This is a genomic window from Mycobacterium sp. GA-2829 (assembly GCF_001499965.1).
GTDB lineage: Bacteria > Actinomycetota > Actinomycetes > Mycobacteriales > Mycobacteriaceae > Mycobacterium.
Genome location: NZ_LQIT01000056.1, coordinates 130,450 through 147,749, shown reverse-complemented (window position 1 = coordinate 147,749; position 17,300 = coordinate 130,450). Strand labels below are relative to the sequence as shown.

15 protein-coding genes are annotated in these 17,300 nt (G+C 68.7%); 12 read left to right on the top strand and 3 right to left on the bottom strand.

Going from position 1 to position 17,300, the window contains the following annotated elements:
• The first annotated feature begins 111 nt into the window (after positions 1–111).
• From AU194_RS26400 to AU194_RS26370, 7 genes are all read left to right on the top strand, one after another.
• The gene (locus AU194_RS26400) at positions 112–720 is read left to right on the top strand and encodes a DsbA family protein (protein ID WP_059092231.1); all 609 of its coding nucleotides are present in this window, start codon (positions 112–114) and stop codon (positions 718–720) included.
• 89 nt (positions 721–809) lie between these two features.
• Positions 810–2,633, top strand: a complete 1,824-nt coding sequence (locus AU194_RS26395) for a long-chain fatty acid--CoA ligase (protein ID WP_059092230.1) — start codon at positions 810–812, stop codon at positions 2,631–2,633.
• 65 nt (positions 2,634–2,698) lie between these two features.
• Positions 2,699–3,142 carry a nucleoside deaminase gene (locus tag AU194_RS26390; protein WP_059092229.1) on the top strand — a complete coding sequence of 148 codons (444 nt, stop codon included), beginning with the start codon at positions 2,699–2,701 and terminating at the stop codon, positions 3,140–3,142.
• Positions 3,139–4,092, top strand: coding sequence for an isopenicillin N synthase family oxygenase (locus AU194_RS26385; protein ID WP_059092228.1), 954 nt, complete (start codon positions 3,139–3,141; stop codon positions 4,090–4,092). Before AU194_RS26390 ends, AU194_RS26385 begins: the two co-directional genes overlap by 4 nt.
• A gap of 18 nt (positions 4,093–4,110) precedes the next feature.
• A complete protein-coding gene (locus AU194_RS26380; protein WP_059092273.1) occupies positions 4,111–4,584 on the top strand; it encodes a ribose-5-phosphate isomerase in 474 nt (157 codons plus the stop codon).
• A gap of 3 nt (positions 4,585–4,587) precedes the next feature.
• Positions 4,588–5,394, top strand: a complete 807-nt coding sequence (locus AU194_RS26375) for an Fpg/Nei family DNA glycosylase (RefSeq protein ID WP_059092227.1) — start codon at positions 4,588–4,590, stop codon at positions 5,392–5,394.
• Between the two features lie 42 nt (positions 5,395–5,436).
• On the top strand, positions 5,437–7,116 hold the full coding sequence (locus AU194_RS26370) for a sodium:proton antiporter (protein WP_059092226.1): 1,680 nt from the start codon (positions 5,437–5,439) through the stop codon (positions 7,114–7,116).
• Positions 7,117–7,123: 7 nt separating this feature from the next.
• Here the strand turns inward: AU194_RS26370 and AU194_RS26365 are convergent, their stop codons facing one another.
• Entirely contained in the window at positions 7,124–7,903 is a 780-nt protein-coding gene (locus tag AU194_RS26365; RefSeq protein ID WP_059092225.1) for a hypothetical protein, read from the bottom strand.
• A 104-nt stretch (positions 7,904–8,007) separates the two neighbouring features.
• Between AU194_RS26365 and AU194_RS26360 the strand changes: the two genes are divergently transcribed.
• A complete protein-coding gene (locus tag AU194_RS26360) occupies positions 8,008–10,164 on the top strand; it encodes a molybdopterin-dependent oxidoreductase (RefSeq protein ID WP_059092224.1) in 2,157 nt (718 codons plus the stop codon).
• Between the two features lie 35 nt (positions 10,165–10,199).
• Entirely contained in the window at positions 10,200–11,669 is a 1,470-nt protein-coding gene (locus tag AU194_RS26355) for an HNH endonuclease signature motif containing protein (RefSeq protein ID WP_059092223.1), read from the top strand.
• Between the two features lie 12 nt (positions 11,670–11,681).
• Here AU194_RS26355 and AU194_RS26350 read toward each other — a convergent pair whose 3' ends face one another.
• Together AU194_RS26350 and AU194_RS32765 are read right to left on the bottom strand one after the other, a co-directional pair.
• A complete protein-coding gene (locus AU194_RS26350; protein ID WP_059092222.1) occupies positions 11,682–13,631 on the bottom strand; it encodes a cellulose biosynthesis cyclic di-GMP-binding regulatory protein BcsB in 1,950 nt (649 codons plus the stop codon).
• Between the two features lie 272 nt (positions 13,632–13,903).
• Positions 13,904–14,332 carry a hypothetical protein gene (locus AU194_RS32765; protein ID WP_231743586.1) on the bottom strand — a complete coding sequence of 143 codons (429 nt, stop codon included), beginning with the start codon at positions 14,330–14,332 and terminating at the stop codon, positions 13,904–13,906.
• Between the two features lie 57 nt (positions 14,333–14,389).
• Here AU194_RS32765 and AU194_RS32760 point away from each other — a divergent pair, with 57 nt between their 5' ends.
• Genes AU194_RS32760 through AU194_RS26335 form a run of 3 tightly spaced genes read left to right on the top strand, consistent with a single transcriptional unit; the run spans position 14,390 to position 17,299 of the window.
• Positions 14,390–15,037 carry a hypothetical protein gene (locus tag AU194_RS32760; RefSeq protein WP_231743585.1) on the top strand — a complete coding sequence of 216 codons (648 nt, stop codon included), beginning with the start codon at positions 14,390–14,392 and terminating at the stop codon, positions 15,035–15,037.
• The gene (locus AU194_RS26340; RefSeq protein ID WP_059092220.1) at positions 15,034–16,152 is read left to right on the top strand and encodes a glycosyltransferase; all 1,119 of its coding nucleotides are present in this window, start codon (positions 15,034–15,036) and stop codon (positions 16,150–16,152) included. Before AU194_RS32760 ends, AU194_RS26340 begins: the two co-directional genes overlap by 4 nt.
• A complete protein-coding gene (locus AU194_RS26335) occupies positions 16,142–17,299 on the top strand; it encodes a hypothetical protein (protein WP_059092219.1) in 1,158 nt (385 codons plus the stop codon). The genes AU194_RS26340 and AU194_RS26335 overlap by 11 nt, the downstream gene beginning before the upstream one ends.
• The last annotated feature ends 1 nt before the right edge of the window (position 17,300 follow it).

Genomic DNA, 17,300 nt, shown 5'->3' with positions numbered 1-17,300 from the left:
CACAGGAACAACACGGTTCGGTCAAGATTGAACCGCGCGTTCGGGGAACACTCGACCGGGAACGGAAGTTGTGCAGCACGGAAGTGCGCCCCGTCACCGAAAGGATCGCTGATGACCGACAAGTCCCGAGCCGACTTCTGGTTCGACCCGCTGTGCCCGTGGTGCTGGATCACCTCCCGCTGGATCCTCGAGGTCGAGAAGGTGCGCGACATCGACGTGCAGTTCCACGTGATGAGCCTCGCGGTGCTCAACGAGGGCCGCGACCTGCCCGAGGAGTACCAGGAGGCGATGAAGCGCGCCTGGGGTCCGGTCCGCGTCGCGATCGCCGCCGAACAGGCCAAAGGGCCGGAGGTGCTGGCGCCGCTGTACACCGCGATGGGCACCCGCATCCACAATCAGGGTGTCGAGGACTTCGACGTGGTGATCAGAGAATCCCTCGCCGAGGTGGGCCTACCGGCCGAACTGGCCGAGGCGGCGACGTCCGACCAATACGACGACGCGCTGCGCAAGAGCCACCACGAGGGGATGGACCCGGTCGGCGAGGACGTCGGCACCCCGACCATCCACGTCAACGGCGTCGCGTTCTTCGGGCCGGTGCTGTCGAAGATCCCGCGCGGCGAGGAAGCGGGCAAGCTGTGGGACGCGTCGGTGACCTTCGCGTCGTATCCGCACTTCTGGGAGCTCAAGCGCACGCGGACCGAGAGGCCGTCGTTCGACTGAACCGAGCCCGATCCGGGTATGAGTGTGCAAACATCGATGACCGCCCCGTCAGGGGCGGCGTCGCACCCGCTCGAGTCCCGGAGACAACGATGTCCATCGACAGGCCCATCGACCACCAGCAGCGACCCGGCACCGCCGCAGCGAACGTCGCCACGATGTTCTTCGACCGCGTCGAGAAATCCGCACAGCGCGAAGCGTTTCGCAAACTCGACGACGGCAAATGGACTTCGCTGACGTGGCAGCAGGCCGCCGACCAGGTCGAGGCGCTGGCCGCCGGATTGCTGGCGCTCGGTGTCGAACCCGAACAGCGCGTGGGCATCGCGTCGAGCACCCGCTACGAATGGATCCTCGCCGACCTGGCGATCATGTGCGCCGGTGGGGCCACCACGACCGTGTACCCGACGACGAACGCCGCCGACACCGCCTACATCCTCGGCGATTCGGACTCCCGGTTCGTCTTCGCCGAGGACGAGACGCAGCTGCAGAAGCTGCGCGACAACCGCGAGGACCTACCCCAGCTGGAGAAGGTCATCGTGTTCGACGGCGAAGGCGATGGCGACTGGGTGAGCGGCCTCGCCGAGATAGTCGAGCTCGGCCGCAAGCACCTCGAGGAGCAGCCGTCGGCGGTGCGCGACCGCTCGGCGGCGATCACCTCCGATCAGCTCGCCACCCTCATCTACACGTCGGGCACCACCGGAAAACCCAAGGGCGTCAGACTCGCCCACCGCGCGTGGGTGTACGAGGGTGAGACCATCGCCGGTTTCGGCATTCTCGACGAGAACGATCTGCAGCTGCTGTGGCTGCCGCTGGCCCACGCGTTCGGCAAGGTGCTGATCTCCGCGCAGCTCGCGTGCGGTTTCGCCAGCGCCATCGACGGCCGGGTCGACAAGATCGTCGAGAACATGGGGACGGTGAAACCGACTTTCATGGGGGCGGCGCCGCGCATTTTCGAGAAGGCCCACGCCAAGGTCGTCACCCAGCAGCACGGGGTCAAGGAGAAACTGTTCAATGCGGCGTTCGCGGTGGGCCGCGAGGTGAGCAGGCGGCGCCGGGAGGGCAAGTCCGTGCCGCCGCCACTTGCGTTGGCGCACAGTGTTTTCGACCGCCTGGTCTTCAGCAAGGTGCGCGACGTGTTCGGCGGCCGCATCCGGTTCATGATCTCCGGGTCGGCACCGCTCAACCGCGACATCGCCGAGTGGTTCCACGCCGCGGGCCTGCTGATCCTCGAGGGTTACGGCCTCACCGAGACCGCGGCGGGCGCGTTCATCAACCGGCTCGACAACTACCGGCTCGGCACGGTGGGGCAGGTGTTCGACGGCAGCGAGGTCCGCATCGGCGACGACGGCGAGGTCCAGATCAAGGGCGACTGCGTCATGGACGGCTACCACAACCTGCCCGACAAGACCGCCGAGACGCTCACCGAGGACGGCTGGCTGCGCACCGGCGACCGCGGCCAACTCGACGACGACGGTTTCCTCACCATCACCGGACGCCTCAAGGAACTGTTCAAGACCTCCGGCGGCAAGTACGTTGCGCCCCCGGCGATCGAAGGCAGGTTCATGGCGCTGTGCCCGTACGCCGGGCACATGCTGGTGTTCGGGGAGTCCCGCAACTTCTGCGTGGCGCTGGTGACGCTCGACCCCGATGCCATCACCGGTTGGGCCAAGGAGAACGGTCTGGGCGGCAAGTCGTACGAGGAGCTGGTCGCCTCCGACGAGGTGCACAAGCTGATCGGCGAGTACATCGACCGGCTGAACTCCGAGCTCAATCGCTGGGAGACCATCAAGAAGTGGGCGATCCTCGACCACGACCTGTCGATCGAGAACAACGAGCTGACCCCGTCGCTGAAGGTCAAGCGGTCGGTGGTCGAGGAGAAGCAGAAGGATCTGCTCGACGCGTTCTACAAGAAGTAGATCCGGCCCGCCGGTGTTACCTTGTGGCGGTGCCTAACTCAGCTCGCTTCACCAACGTCGCGGACATGCTCGACGTCGCCTATGCCGAGGCCCGAAAAGGATTGTCCGAGGGCGGTATTCCGATCGGCGCCGCGTTGTTCACCCGCGACGGCGTGCTGCTGGGCCGCGGCCACAACCGACGCGTGCAGGACGACGACCCGTCGGTGCACGCCGAGACCGACGCGTTCCGCAACGCGGGCCGTCAGCGCGACTACCGGTCCACGGTCATGGTCACGACGCTGTCGCCGTGCTGGTACTGCAGCGGGCTGGCCCGCCAGTTTAACATCGGCGCGGTCATCGTGGGGGAGAGCCGGACCTTCACCGGTGGGCACGAGTGGCTCGCCGAGCACGGTGTGGACGTCACCGTCGTCGACGACGAACGCTGCGTGCAGATGATGGAGGAGTTCATCGCCGAGCACCCGGAACTGTGGAACGAGGACATCGGGGTCGCTGAGGGGGTGGCCGAATGATCGCCACCATCGACCTGTCCCGCTGGTACGCCGGGGGAGCCGAGGCCGACGCCGTCGCCGCCGCGGGCGACGAGGGGCTGCAGCGCGCCGGGTTCATCCTCGTCACCGGCCACGGGGTGGACCCGCGACTGGCCGCCGACGTCCGCGCCGCGGCCCGCACCTTCTTCGCGCTGCCGCACCCGGTCAAAGCGCGGTATTCGGTGCCGGTCGGCGGGCACGGCTGGATCGGGCCCGGCGCCGAGGCCAACGCCTACGCCGAGGGCACCGAGACCCCGCCGGACCTCAAGGAGAGCTTCAGCCTGGGCGCCGACACCGCGACCGGTGATCCGGGGGTCGACCGGATCTGGTTCGCGCCCAACGTGTGGCCCGACGAGGTGCCCGCGCTGCACGGGCTGGTCACCGCCTACACCGCGCAGATGCGCCGCGTCGCCGACGATCTGCTCGCCCTGTTCTCCCATGCACTTCGGTTGCCGGACAACCCGTTCGAGCGGCTCGCGAACCGGCCGACGTGGACCATGAACATCAACCACTACCCCCCGGTCAGCGTCGTCGGTGAACCGGAGCCGGGGCAGTTCCGCATCGGTCCGCACACCGACTTCGGCACCGTGACGATCCTCGACCGGGAGCCAGGAGCCGGTGGGCTGCAGGTGTTCTCCGACGCCGACGGCTGGGCCGACGCGCCCTACCGCCCGGATGCGCTGACCGTCAACATCGGCGATCTGCTCGAGTACTGGAGCGGGCGGCGCTGGCCGTCGGGCAGGCACCGGGTGCTGCCGCCCCAACCCGACGCCCCCGAAGAGGACCTCGTCTCGCTCATCTACTTCTACGAGGCCGACCACGACGCCGTCGTCACCCCGCTCGGACCGCCGATCGGCAAGGTGGCCGGGCTGGAGCCGGTCACCTCATCGGACTTCATCAAGGAGCGCCTCGACGCAATCACCGTCGGCTGACCTGTCACAATGACCGCCATGCGCGTCTACCTGGGAGCCGATCACGCGGGCTACGAGTTGAAGCAGGTCATCATCGACCATCTCCGCAGCACCGGCCACGAACCGGTGGACTGCGGTGCGTTCGGCTACGACGCCGACGACGACTACCCGGCGTTCTGCATCGCCGCGGCGGAGAAGACCGTCGCCGACCCCGGAAGCCTCGGCATCGTGCTGGGCGGCTCGGGTAACGGTGAGCAGATCGCCGCGAACAAGGTGCCGGGCGCGCGCTGCGCACTGGCGTGGAGCGTCGAGACCGCCAAGTTGGCCCGCGAGCACAACAACGCCCAGCTGATCGGCATCGGCGGACGCATGCACTCCCAGGAGGACGCGATCGCGATCGTCGACGCGTTCCTGGCCACGCCGTGGTCGGAAGCCGAACGCCACCAACGGCGTATCGACATCCTCTCCGAGTACGAGCGGACCCACGAGGCGCCTGCGGTTCCCGGCAGCTGACGGATGCCCGAAGGCCATACGCTGCACCGGCTCGCCCGGCTGCACCAGAAGCGGTTCAAGGGGCAGCGGGTGCGGGTGAGCAGCCCGCAGGGCCGCTTCGCCGAGGGTGCCGCGATGGTCGACGGGCGCACGTTCACCGGTGCCAGCGCGTGGGGTAAGCACCTGTTCCACCACTACCGCGGCGGCCGCATCATCCACGTCCACCTCGGGTTGTACGGCCGCTTCGACGACTTCGCGCTCGACCCCGACCAGCCGCCGCCCGATCCAGTGGGGCAGGTCCGCATGCGCATGATCGGCGCGGAGTTCGGCACCGACCTGCGGGGGCCGACCGCCTGCGAGGTGGTCGACGAGTCGCAGGTGTCGGACATCCTGGCCCGGCTCGGGCCCGACCCGCTGCGGCGCGACGCCGATCCGGCGCCTGCGTGGAAACGCCTCAACCGGTCGCGCCGTCCGGTCGGGGCGCTGCTGATGGATCAGACCGTGATCGCCGGGGTCGGCAACGTGTACCGCAGCGAACTGCTGTACCGCCACCGGATGGATCCGTTCCGGCTCGGCACCAACGTCGAACCCGGTGAGTTCGACGCGATGTGGACCGACCTCGTCGAGCTGATGAAAGTCGGTGTGCGACGCGGGAAGATCGTCACCGTCCGGCCGGAGGACGACCACGGCGCACCGTCCTACCGCACCGGCAGACCCCGCACCTACGTCTACCGGCGGGCGCTGGAACCGTGCCGAATCTGTGGTACGCCCATCAGCACGACCGTGCTCGAGGGCCGCAACCTGTTCTGGTGCCCGACCTGTCAGAGCTGAGGTAACGCGGCAGAGGTTGCCGGCACCAGGGACAATCTCCCGGTGGAATTGATCCTCGTCGTCGTCGGCGCCATCGTCGTCACCGCCATCGCCCACCGCCGCGGCCTCGAACCCGCCCTGGTCCTGGTCGTCGTCGGTTTCGTGGTGTCGTTCACCCCGGACTTCAACGGTGTCGAGCTGGAATCGGAGATCCTGCTGTCGGTGGTGCTGCCACCGCTGCTGTACTCCGCGGCGTTGAGCTTCTCCTTCCCGACGTTCCTGCGCAACATCAAACCGATCCTCGGCCTCGGTGTCGGGTTGGTCGTGATCACCACGTTCGCGGTGGCCGGGTTGGCGTCGTGGCTGGTGCCGTCGCTGACGTTCGGCACCGCGCTGATCCTCGGCGCGGTGGTCGCGCCGCCCGACGCGGTGACCGCCGTCGCGGTGGGTCGCAGGCTCGGTCTGCCGAAGAAGGTCATGGCGATCCTCACCGGCGAGAGCCTGGTCAACGACGCCGCCGCACTGTCGCTGTTCTCGATCGCGGTGGCGCAGGTGGCCGGCAGCGGCGCGTTCATCGAGAACCCGGTGCTGCTGTTCGGCTACAGCGCGCTGCTGGGCCCGCTCGTCGGGGCTGCGCTCGGCTTCATCACGCTGTGGATCCGCCGCAGGCTGGCCAACCCCGGCCTGGAGACGATCCAAGGTCTGGTGGTGCCGTTCGCCGCGTTCATCTCCGCCGAACACCTGCACGCCTCCGGGGTGCTGGCGGTGGTGGTGGCCGGGTTCGTCGTCGGCCACGGTTCATTGGACGCGGGCTATCAGACCCGACTGCAGGAACGGTACGTGTGGAACTCCGTCGACGTCATGCTCGAGGCGTTCGTGTTCGCCTACATCGGGCTGCAGCTGCGGTTCATCATCGAAGACCTGAACGAGGCGCACGAGTCCCTGGCCGAGGTGGCCATCGCGTCCGGGGTGGTGCTGCTGGTCGTCCTGCTGATCCGGCCGGTGTGCGTCTTCGTGATGTTCGGCCGTGGGGTGCTGTCCCGCAAGGTCGAGTCCAAACTCAGCGTGCCGGTGCCGGAGGGCGCTCGCGGTGGGCTCGGCTCGCGCAGACGGGCCCCCAAGGGCCGGCTGTCCGGAGTCATCGACCGACGGATGTTGACGTGGCAGGAGAACGTCGTCGTGTCGTGGACCGGTATGCGCGGTGTGGTGACACTCGCCGCGGCCTCGGGCATCCCGCTGATGACCGTCGACGGCGAGGCGTTCCCCGAACGGGCCACGATCCAGGCGATCGCATTCGTCGTCAGCGTCGGGACACTGCTGCTGCAGGGGTGGACGCTGCCGATGCTGATCCGTTGGCTGCAACCGTCTTTCGAGTCGGATCGGCGGGAGGACGAGGCCGAGACCCGTAAGGCCGAACAGATCGTGCACGTCGCGGCGGGCGACGTGTTGAGCCGGTTCGCCGAGAGCCCACCGCCGGGGCTCGACGAGACCACGCTGGCCAACATCCAGCAGACCATCGCGCGGCAGAGTCAGGACGCCGACGAGATGCCCGACCCGGATTCGCACACCCCGCGCGCGGAGGTGTTCTCGAAGCTGTACCGCGACGTGCTGTGTGCACAGCGCACCGCGCTGATCGCCGAACGCGACGCCGGCAGGATCGAGGACGAGGCGGTGCGCGCCATGCTCGAACGGCTCGACCTGCAGGAGGCCGGGATCTCGGCGCGGCTGGAGAGCCGGATCTGAGGCGGGGTCAGAACCCGCCGAAGTCCCCGCCGCCGAAGTCCCCGCCGCCGAAGTCACCCCACCCGCCGCCGTCGCCGCCGCCGTCCCAGCCGCCACCGCCGTCGTCGAACCCGCCGTCCTGACCCTGATCGAAGCCCTGGTCGTAGCCCTGCGCGAAACCCTGTTCGTAGCCGGTGCCGTGCATCCCGGAGAACAGGGCGTCGAACAGCAGCACCGACCCCAGACCCCAGGCGCCGGCCACCAGCGCGGGCTTCCACCACGGTTCGGAGTACCAGCCGGCGGGCACCGGACGGCCCGCGACGCGTCCGCCGGGGTAGTAGTTCGGGGTGCGTTGCGACGGGGCGGGCGACGCCTCGATCTCCCGGCCCTCGAACTGCACCCGCCGGTCCTCGGTGACCGCGCCCGCGGACCGCTGACCGGCCAGGGCCTCGAGTTCGGGACCCGGATCCATGCCCATCGCGACGCGGGCCGCGCGCACGTAGTACAGCCCCTCGACCGCGCTCTCCTTCGCCAGCAGCGCCTGCTTCGCCGTGGTCGCCTGGTCGATCTGCGACGAGGCGGCGGTGTAGCGCTCCGAGGCGTCGGCCAGCGCCTGCTTGGAGGCGTCGTCGGTGCCGGAGAGGTTGAGTACCTGCCCGCCCAGCCGTTCGATCACCCGCCGGGCGTCGGCCTTGGCGTCGGCCAGGGTCTCCGCGTCACGCCTTCCGGAGGCCTTCGACGAGCTGATGACCGCCAGGGCGAGCGCGGCGACGACCACGATGATCAGGAGGAGCAAGACGCCGTTCATGTTCTCAGCGTACCGACAGTCACAGCACCTTAATGTGCGTGCAATTGCCGGGCCACAAACCTCGTCCCTACTGGTAGCACCCCACTGCAGCCCAGGAGGAGACCGTGAAGGAACTCACCATCGTCCGAGGCGCCTGCCCGCACGACTGCCCGGACACGTGCGCGATGCTCTACCACGTCGAGGACGGCAAACTCGTTGACGTGACCGGAGATCCGGCCCATCCGATGACGCGCGGCGGCCTGTGCGTGAAGGTCAAGAACTTCCAGGAGCACCACTACCAGCCCGACCGCCTGCTCTACCCGATGCGCCGGGTGGGACCCAAGGGTTCGGGTGCGTTCGAGCGGATCACCTGGGACGAGGCGCTGGCCGAGATCAAGGCCCGCTGGACGGCGATCATCGACGAGTACGGCAGCCAGGCGATCATGCCGCATGCCTACCTCGGCCACCAGGGTGTGCTCAACGGGTTGACCTCCGGGGATGCGTTCTTCAACCGGCTCGGGTCGACGGTGGCGGAGAAGACGTACTGCGAATCGGGTTCGTCGACCGCGTGGCACATGACGGTGGGCGGATCGGGTGGTCTCGACGTCGAGTCGATGGCGCATTCGAAGTACATCATCGTGTGGGGCATGAACATGACCAGTACGAACCTCCACGGCTGGCCGTTCCTGCTGGAGGCGCGCAAGAACAACGGCGCCAAGATCGTCGTGATCGATCCGGTGCGCAACCGCACTGCGCGCCAGGCGGATTGGCACATCCGGATCCGCCCGGGCACCGACGGTGCGCTGGCGATGGGCATGATCCACGAAATCATCGCCCAGGGCCTGGTCGACACCGATTACGTCGAGCGCTACACCGTGGGTTACTCCGAACTCGCGGCGCGGGCGGCGAACTATCCGCCGGAACGGGTCGAGGAGATCACCGGCATCCCCGCCGACGACGTCCGCACACTGGCTCGTGAATACGCGACCAGCCAGCCGTCGGCCATCCGTCAGGGGGTGGCGCTGGAACGAAGTCGCGGTGGGGGACAAGCGATCCGGGCGATCACGTGTCTGCCCGCACTTGTCGGGGCGTGGCGCCACGTCGGGGGTGGCACGATGGAGATGCCGATCTGGGAGTTCCCGACGAACTTCGACAAGATCTGCATGCCGCAGTGGATCCCGGAGGGCACCCGGGTGGTCAACGAGCTGGACCTCGGCATGGCGCTGACCGGAGAACTCGCTCTCGACCCGCCGATCAAATCACTGTTCGTGTACAACTCCAACCCCGTGTCGCAGGGCCCCGCGCAGGAGAAGACGATGCGGGGACTGATGCGCGACGACCTGTTCACCGTCGTCAGCGAGCACTTCATCACCGACACCGCCAAGTACGCCGATCTGGTGCTGCCCGCCACCATGCAGGCCGAACAGCTCGACATCATGGTGACCTGGGGCCACCTGTACATCTCGCTCAATCAGCCCGCGATCGAGCCGCCCGGGGAATGCGTGCCCAACGTGGAACTGTTCCGTCGGTTGGCTGCGACGATGGAGTTCGACGAGGAATCCATGGCGTACTGGAACCGCACCGACCGCGAGATGCTCATCGACTTCCACGACTGGGATGCGCCTGCGCTGCAGGGGATCACGTACGAGAAGCTCGAAGAGGTCGGGTGGATGCGGCTGAGCGTCGGCACCCCGGACACCCGGGCGCCGCACGCCGAGGGCAACTTCCCGACACCGTCGGGTAAGTGCGAGTTCAAGTCCAGCCTCGCCGAAGGCGGCAACTTCGTGGTCCCGGTGTGGCGGTCGATGTACGAGGGGATGCAGCCGGGTGGGTACGTGGACCCGGTTCCGGACTATGTGCCGCCGTTCGAGTCGCCTCAATCGAATCCGGAACTGGCGCAGCATTATCCGCTGAGCATCATCTCGCCGAAACCGCACGCGTTCCTCAACAGTCAGTACGGCAATGCGCCGGACAAGATGCGGGTGCAGGGCGGTCAGCGGGTGTTCATCCATCCCGACGACGCGGCCGCGCGCGGTATCACCGATGGTGAGCTGGTGCGGGTGTTCAACGACCGCGGATCGTTCGTCGGGCCCGCCTGCTGTGAGCCGGACCTGATGCCGGGGCTGGTGATGGCCAACGTCGGACACTGGCAGGGCGGGGGATCGAACACGACGGTCAACGCGATCACCGCCGACCGGCACTGCGGTTTGGGCAACGCCGGGGTGTACGGCGACAACCTCGTGGAGGTGCAGAAGGTGGCGACCGACGCCGTCGCGAGCTAAGGGGGTTGTCATACCCGGGTGGCATAATCGAACGCATGTGCGAGACACTCGATGATGCCGCCCTGGTGGCGCTGGTCGAGGAGCGTACGCGCGCGGAGGCCGTCGCGGGTGCGGAACGTCTTGCCGCGATCGCCGAGCTGACCAGGCGCCGTCTCGACGCCGCCGAGGAGGAGAGCAGCCGTTGGGTGTGCGACCCATGGGCGGCCGCATCGGCGGAGGTGTCGGCCGCCATGGGGATCGGTCCGCGCGCGGCGTCGAAAGAGATGTGCATCGGGTTGGCCTTGCGCGACCGGTTGCCGAAGGTGGGCGCGCTCTACGCCGAAGGAAAGCTCAGCTCGCGGGTCGTCTCGACGATCACCTGGCGCACCCGGTTGGTCGTCGGAAGTGATGTGCTCGCGCGGATCGACGCGGATATCGCTGCGGCCGCGACGCATTGGGGTGGGTTGTCCGGTGAAGGTCTGGAACAGGCCGTGGACATCGTGGTCGACCGGCACGACCCGGCTGCGGTCATCAAGAGCCGGGTCGCGGCCCGGCAACGGGACATCTCGATCGGTTGCCCGGACGATCCCAGCGCACTGGGGTCGATCTGGGGACGATTGCTCGCGAGCGACGCGGCAGTGTTGAAGCGTCGTCTCGACCAGATGGTCGCCGGTGTGTGCGAGGACGACCCGCGCACCGCCGGGCAGCGGCGCGCGGACGCGATGGGTGCGCTGGGTGCCGGCGCGGAGACCTTGGCGTGCCAGTGCGGAAAGCCCGACTGCCCGAAAGCTGTTCGCGACGCCCGCGCCGACGGTGTGGTCGTCCATATCGTGGCCAACGCCGCCGCCCTCGAACAGGCGAAGGGCGAACCGCCTGCCGCGGGCGAACCGATCGACGCCACCGAAGAGGAGACGAGTAAGCCTGCTCCGGAGAAGTCCCCCGTCGCGCTGATGATCGGCGGTGGCATCGTCCCGACGTCGCTGTTGGCCGAATTGCTCCGTATGGGCGCCAAAGTCACCACTGTCGCCCCACCGCAGGAGGCCGAGCCGCGGTACCGGCCGTCGACGGCGCTGGACCGGTTCGTGCGGGTGCGCGATCAGATGTGCCGTTTCCCGGGTTGCACGCGGGCCGCGGTGTACGCCGACGTCGACCACACCGTCGCGCATCCCGACGGTCCGACGCACCCGTCGAACCTGAAATGCCTGTGCCGCGAACATCATTTGCTCAAGACATTCTGGAGTGGTCGCGGCGGCTGGTCGGATCTTCAACTGCCCGACGGCACCGTCGTGTGGACCGCCCCGACCGGGCGGCAGTACCGCACCAAACCGGGGAGCGCGTGGCTGCTGCCGGGTTGGGACACCAGCACCGCGGAGTTGCCCACGGTGGCGACAACACCGACCTCCCCGCAGCGCACACTCAAAACGCCGAAACGACGGCGCACGCGCGACGCCGAACGCAACGCGCGAATCAAGGCCGAGCGCGCGCGCAATCAGGCCAACATCGCGCCGCGCAATGTGCCACCGTGAGACCCGTAGCTCTCAACTGCTCCGGCGCCTGCGCCACAACACCGCGCCGACGATGAGCGCGGCGAGAACGATGCACCCGGCCGCTACCGCTGCCCACACCCGCCAATCCGTGCTCTCCTCGACCGGCGGTTGCGGGGTGTCCTCGGGTCCGATCGACAGGTTGGTGACCGTCCCGGCCGCGCCTGCCGCGAGCACATCACCGGTCAGACTCGACCAGCCGTCCGGCAGCTGATCGATATAGCCGAACAACGGTTCCACGAGCGTCCACGCCCCGCTGGTGGTCACGAGAACCACCGTGCGGTCACGCGGTTCGTCGGCGAACGCCTGAATCGAGCCGAGCCCCCGGTTGATGTCCGCCCGCAGCTCGTCGCGCAGATCGACCGCCACCTCGGCGCTCTCTCCACCGATCGGCGGCCGAATCGAGGTCTGTTCCACCGTCGCGGCGTTCGCCACGATCAGCGCGCCGATCCCGGCGTCGGCGGCGGCCTGCACGTCCACCACCCGCGGCGCGAGCGGCGTATCGGTCAACCGTGCGATATCGGCGACCACGCGAGCGGCGTAGTGCAGCTGGTTCGGATTGCTGCCGTCGAGGGCCACCAGGAACTCGGGCCCGAATTCCGAAGGCAGCGCGGCGAATCCGCCGAGCGGTTGGCCACCTCGGCGCACCGTGAGCGTCGAGCGCGGATCCAGCTGGAAAGTGACCGGCGCGATCGTCGGTGAGCACAGCTGACGCGGGCTGAACGTCAGGTCGAACTCGAGATTGATGCGCTGGCCCAGGAATTCGGCGGGCACCTCGAACTCCTCGTCGAGGCGTCCACTGTCGCCCAGCGCGACGGTGTGCACGGCCTGCCCGTTCACGCTGACCATCACCGACGCCGAATCCATCGATTGCACCGGCGTGTGGTTGGCCAGCAGATGCACCCGCACGCCGTCGACGCGCCCGGCGCCCAACTCCGCACGGTCCGCCCCCACGGTCAGCGTGGCCGTCCGCAGCACCGAACTCTCACCGCTGATCCCCAGATCGTCGAAGCTGAACTCGTCGGTCTCGGGCGTGCCCGCCGAACCCGCCTTGTCGACCCGGGCATCGGGCACCTGCACCAGTGACTGCACCTCATTGGCCACCAGCGACGCCTGCGCGGCCAGCTGATCGCCCCGACCGGACAGCCGCAGGAAGACGTCGGGGGAGTCGGGATTGACCACGCTCAGGCCGGCATCGCCGTTCTCGACCACCACCGCACGCGTGAACTGCGGTGCGGCGGGAGGCCGCGTGCCGCGCGGCTGTTTGACCACCGTGACGGCGGGCGACTGCGGCCGGTACATCCGCGCCACCGCCGACGCGAGGGTGAGCACCGCCTGCTCCTCGCCGTCGTCGGCGTCGATCGGCGCGTAGATCGTCAACCGCTGCAGCACCGCTGGGAAGAACGTGCCGACGGTGGTGGGGGCCGGTTCGCCGCCGACGAACACCGTCGCGAGGTCACTGAGCGTCACCCGTTCGCCGAGCCCGCACCGTTCGCCGACGGGCAGCGCGGCCTCCCGCACGGTGAACGACAGGCCCAGCTTCGCCGCCCGCACCGCACCCGCCGCGATGTCGACGTCGAACGGCACAACGGCCTGGTCCGGCGCCACGGCGGGCAGGTTCACCGTCGCCAGGGACCGGCCGGTGCCGTCGCTGATCTCCACGAAGCCCGCACCGAAGTCGACCGGTGCGTGGATCTGCCCGCGCAGCCGGACGGGTTGGAAGCCGGTCGGTACCGGCACGGTGAAGTCCTGGTTGGTGTTGGCGCCGACGATGTTGATGTCGCTGGGCAGGCCCAGCGTGCGCCACGGCAGGGTCACCTCAGGGCCGGCCGCCGGATCCGCGTTCAGCGGTGCGGCGTGCGTCGTGGCGGGTGCGGCGAGCGCCGCCACCATCAGCACGGCCGACAACAGGCCGACGGCCCGGTGCAGGAACCCAACAGACACCGTTGCTCCATCTCGAGTCTCTGGGCTACCCAGTCACCCCTGAGCGCCGGACGTTACCGGCAAACCATACTTGCAAGAAGCTGACGCGCCGCTGGGCCATTCCACCACCACCGTGTTAACTGTGCTGCACCGACACCCGTGTCTGGCCCGGCGAACCGAATGCGGCCATTACGATGTTGGTCGCATCGAGGTCAGGATGGAGTGCCGCGGAGTTGTCAGTCAATGAGTCGGGCGTTCCAGCACCCGCAATCGCGATGATTTCTTCGCTGGAATCACGCCTTGTGCGAACGAAATTGATCGCCGCCGCGCTCATCGGCGCATGCCTCGGTGCGCTCATCGGCGGGCTGGGGTTCGGCGCGATGGGCAGCGATACGACTGCGACAGCCTTTGTGCGTCTGCAGAATCCGGCCGACCTGATGGCGATCGCGGCAGGCGCCAGTCAGGTCACGCCCGACAATCAAGGCAATACGAGCAATTTCGTCGGCGGTGAAATCGCCTATCTCTCCGGCGAAGGTTTCGCGCAGGCGGTGGCCCGAAAAATGGCGATGGACGAGCCGGCCGAGCTGAATGTCGCCCAGGCCAGTGAGTCGGCAATCGTCACGATCAGCAATTCCAGCAAATCTCGCGAGGATGCGATCCGGACCGTGCAGGTGGCGCTGGACCTGTACGGGCATGAACTGGAACAGCGGGTCGACGAGCAACTGCGCACCATCCTCGCCGCACTGTCGAGGTGGGAACAGGGCGGATCCGCAGACCCCATGAGGATGCAAGAACTCGCGCGTATCCGGGCGGCCGTCGAGCTGCAGTCGACGGAGGCCGCCACGTTGCTGATCGTGCAGCCGCCGACACCGAACCACGACGGCTCCGGGCAATCGCTCATCGGGGTGTTCCTCGGCGGGCTCGTCGGCGGTGCGGGTGCGGCCGGACTGCTGATGGTGCGCCGGCGCCGGTCCGGACGCGCCGCGATGACGGCGACACTGACCGACACCGTCGACGGCGTCCTCATCCCGCCGGTGGATCTCGACGCCACAGCATCCGACGGCGACGAGCGGACCCGGCTGGCGCGCACCCTGTATGCGCAGTGCCCGTCGGCGCGTGACGGCGTCCTGCTCGTCGTCGGCGCATCCACGGCGTCCGGGGCCGACGAGGTGGCGGCGCTCCTCGAACTCGGCGCGGGTGATTCCGCGCGGGTCGTGCGCGGCGGCGTCGTCGGCGACTCGACGCTGGACCGCGAGATGGTCGAGGGGGCCGCGGGTGTCGTGGTCGTGGCCCGCATCGACGGGGACACCGCCCCGCAGGCGGTGGCGATGCGATCGGCGACCGCAGCGGGTGGGGCGCCGGTCGTCGCGGCCTTCACCTACCGCAGGCTCAGCCGCGCGCTCAGGAAGAAACGGGGGACACAGTGACGGTCGCGATCGTCCATGAACGGTTGACCGAGATCGCCGGATCCGAACATGTCGTCACCGAATTCGCCCGGCAATGGCCGGATGCCGCGGTGCACATCCCGATCGTCGACTCGCGGGTCGAGGCGGCGTTCACCGAGCGGGTCCGCACCGGTCCGCTGTCGTCGGCGTACCGCGCCGCACGCCACCGCACCTACGCACCGCTGCTCCCGCTCGTCCCGAGCTGGATGAAGCGCCGCGACTTCGGTGCGGTCGATGCGGTGCTCATCAGCCACCACGCCTTCGCCGCCGCGGCCGTCCACGCCGCCGGCGACATCCCCACCGTGGTCTACGTGCACTCGCCTGCGCGCTGGGCGTGGGACAAGGAGATGCGCCGCGAGGAGGCGTCGTCACTGCCCGGCCGGCTCGCGCTGAATGCGTTGTCCGGGTTGGCGATCGCCACCGAACGTGCGGCCGCACCGAAGATCACCGCGATCGTCGCCAACAGCACCACGGTCGCCCAGCGGGTCAAGGACCACTGGCGCCGGGACGCCCAGGTGGTCCATCCGCCGGTCAACATCGACTTCTACCGGCCGGACGCCGCCGCCACCCGGGACGACTACTACCTGCTGGCCGGCCGCCTGGTGGCCTACAAACGGCCCGACGTCGCGATCCGCGCGGCGGTGCAAGCCGGGGTCAAACTGGTGGTCGCCGGGGACGGCCGCGACGCCGCCAAGTGCCGCAAGCTCGCCGAGGGCGGTGACGTCACGTTCACCGGCCGCGTCTCCAACGACGAGTTCCGCGATCTGTACCGCCGCGCCAAGGCGATGGTGATGCCGGGGGAGGAGGACTTCGGCATCACTCCCGTCGAGGCGATGGCATGCGGTACGCCGGTGATCGCACTCGGTGTCGGCGGCGCACTCGACAGCGTCGTCGAGGGGGAGACCGGCACGTTCGTCACCGGACGCGACGACGTCGAGATCGTGCACAACTTCGCCGAGACCTTCACCACCTTCGACCCCGGCCGCTACGATCCGGCCGCCATCCGCAGGCGCGCCGAGGAGTTCTCGCCCGAGGCGTTCCGGGCCAGGATCGCCGACGTGGTGGCGCAGACGACGGCGCAGGGTCGTGCCCGGTAGCAGGCACCTGCAGACCGGGGTGCAGGTGGGCGCCGGGCTGGCGCTCAACGTCTTCCCGGCGATCTTCATCGCCATCTACGCGCGCATCGCGCCGATCGAGACCCAGGGGTTCCTCGCGCTGGCGCTCGCCGTCGGCGTCTACATCGCGCAGTTGTTCAACGCGTTCATCGTGGAGGGCCGGCTTGCGACCCCCGACGCCGACGGTGAGCTGGGCCTGCCGACCTGGGTGGTGCTGTTCAGCGTCGCCGCGTGCGGACTGCTCGTGTTCGGTCCCGCGGTCGCCTCGTCCCCGGTCCTGCTGGCCAGCGCCACCGGCGTGATGACGGGGCTGCTGATGACCCGGTCGATCGGGGTGGTCACCGGCGAGTGGAAGGAGGAGGGCTTCGCCGCGGGCGCGTTGATCGTCGCCAGCCTGATAGCGCTGTGGCTCGCCGCCCAGCATAACCCCCATTGCGTCCGGGTCTTGGCGATCGGCGCGATGGTCGCTGTCGCGGTGCGCTACCGTCCACGGAAAGCCCTGCCCCGTCTGGGGTTTCCGCCCGATGTCCGCCGGTCCGGCTGGGTCACCGCGGAGACCGCGGTGGTCGGGGCCGTACAGCCGGCGATCACCTCGCTGCTGCTGGTCCTCGTCGGACCGGCGGCCTCGGTCACCTTTCGGGTCATCTCGACCGTCGCCGGTGCGCTCGAACCGATCCTGGCCTACGGCCGCTATCGGCTGCTCGCACACGGACATCGGGGTGAGCTCAAGGCCTTCGTCGCGGTGTTCGTCATCGGGATGGCCGCGGTGCTGGTCGCCGCGTTCGGTGGGCTCGGCAGCCTGGTCTTCGGTCCGGCGTGGCAGGGGGTCGGCGTCGCCGCGATGCTGTTGGCCTGCCTGTGGAAAGCGTTCATGCTGGTGTCCACCGTGCCGTTCGCCGCACTACGCAAGGCGGGCCGCACGGTGCTCGTGTTCTGGATCCGCGGCGCCAGCACCGTCGTCTACCTGATCGTCAGTGTCGGCATGCTGCTGGTGTGGAAGAACACCGCCGCGATCTTCCTCGCCTTCGTCGTCGCCGAACTGATCACCGCGCTCGTCTACCACTACGCGGCGGTCAGGGGCGCGCCGGAGTACGCGGCGTCGTTCGGATCGCGGCAAAGGGACGGTTGAG

Excerpts from the sequence above, each read along its gene's own strand:
- AU194_RS26400 (WP_059092231.1), top strand. The coding sequence starts at position 112 with ATGACCGACAAGTCCCGAGCCGACTTCTGGTTCGACCCGCTGTGCCCG.
- AU194_RS26395 (WP_059092230.1), top strand. The coding sequence starts at position 810 with ATGTCCATCGACAGGCCCATCGACCACCAGCAGCGACCCGGCACCGCC.
- AU194_RS26390 (WP_059092229.1), top strand. The coding sequence starts at position 2,699 with ATGCTCGACGTCGCCTATGCCGAGGCCCGAAAAGGATTGTCCGAGGGC.
- AU194_RS26385 (WP_059092228.1), top strand. The coding sequence starts at position 3,139 with ATGATCGCCACCATCGACCTGTCCCGCTGGTACGCCGGGGGAGCCGAG.
- AU194_RS26380 (WP_059092273.1), top strand. The coding sequence starts at position 4,111 with ATGCGCGTCTACCTGGGAGCCGATCACGCGGGCTACGAGTTGAAGCAG.
- AU194_RS26375 (WP_059092227.1), top strand. The coding sequence starts at position 4,588 with ATGCCCGAAGGCCATACGCTGCACCGGCTCGCCCGGCTGCACCAGAAG.
- AU194_RS26365 (WP_059092225.1), bottom strand. The coding sequence starts at position 7,903 with ATGAACGGCGTCTTGCTCCTCCTGATCATCGTGGTCGTCGCCGCGCTC.
- AU194_RS26355 (WP_059092223.1), top strand. The coding sequence starts at position 10,200 with ATGTGCGAGACACTCGATGATGCCGCCCTGGTGGCGCTGGTCGAGGAG.
- AU194_RS32760 (WP_231743585.1), top strand. The coding sequence starts at position 14,390 with ATGAGGATGCAAGAACTCGCGCGTATCCGGGCGGCCGTCGAGCTGCAG.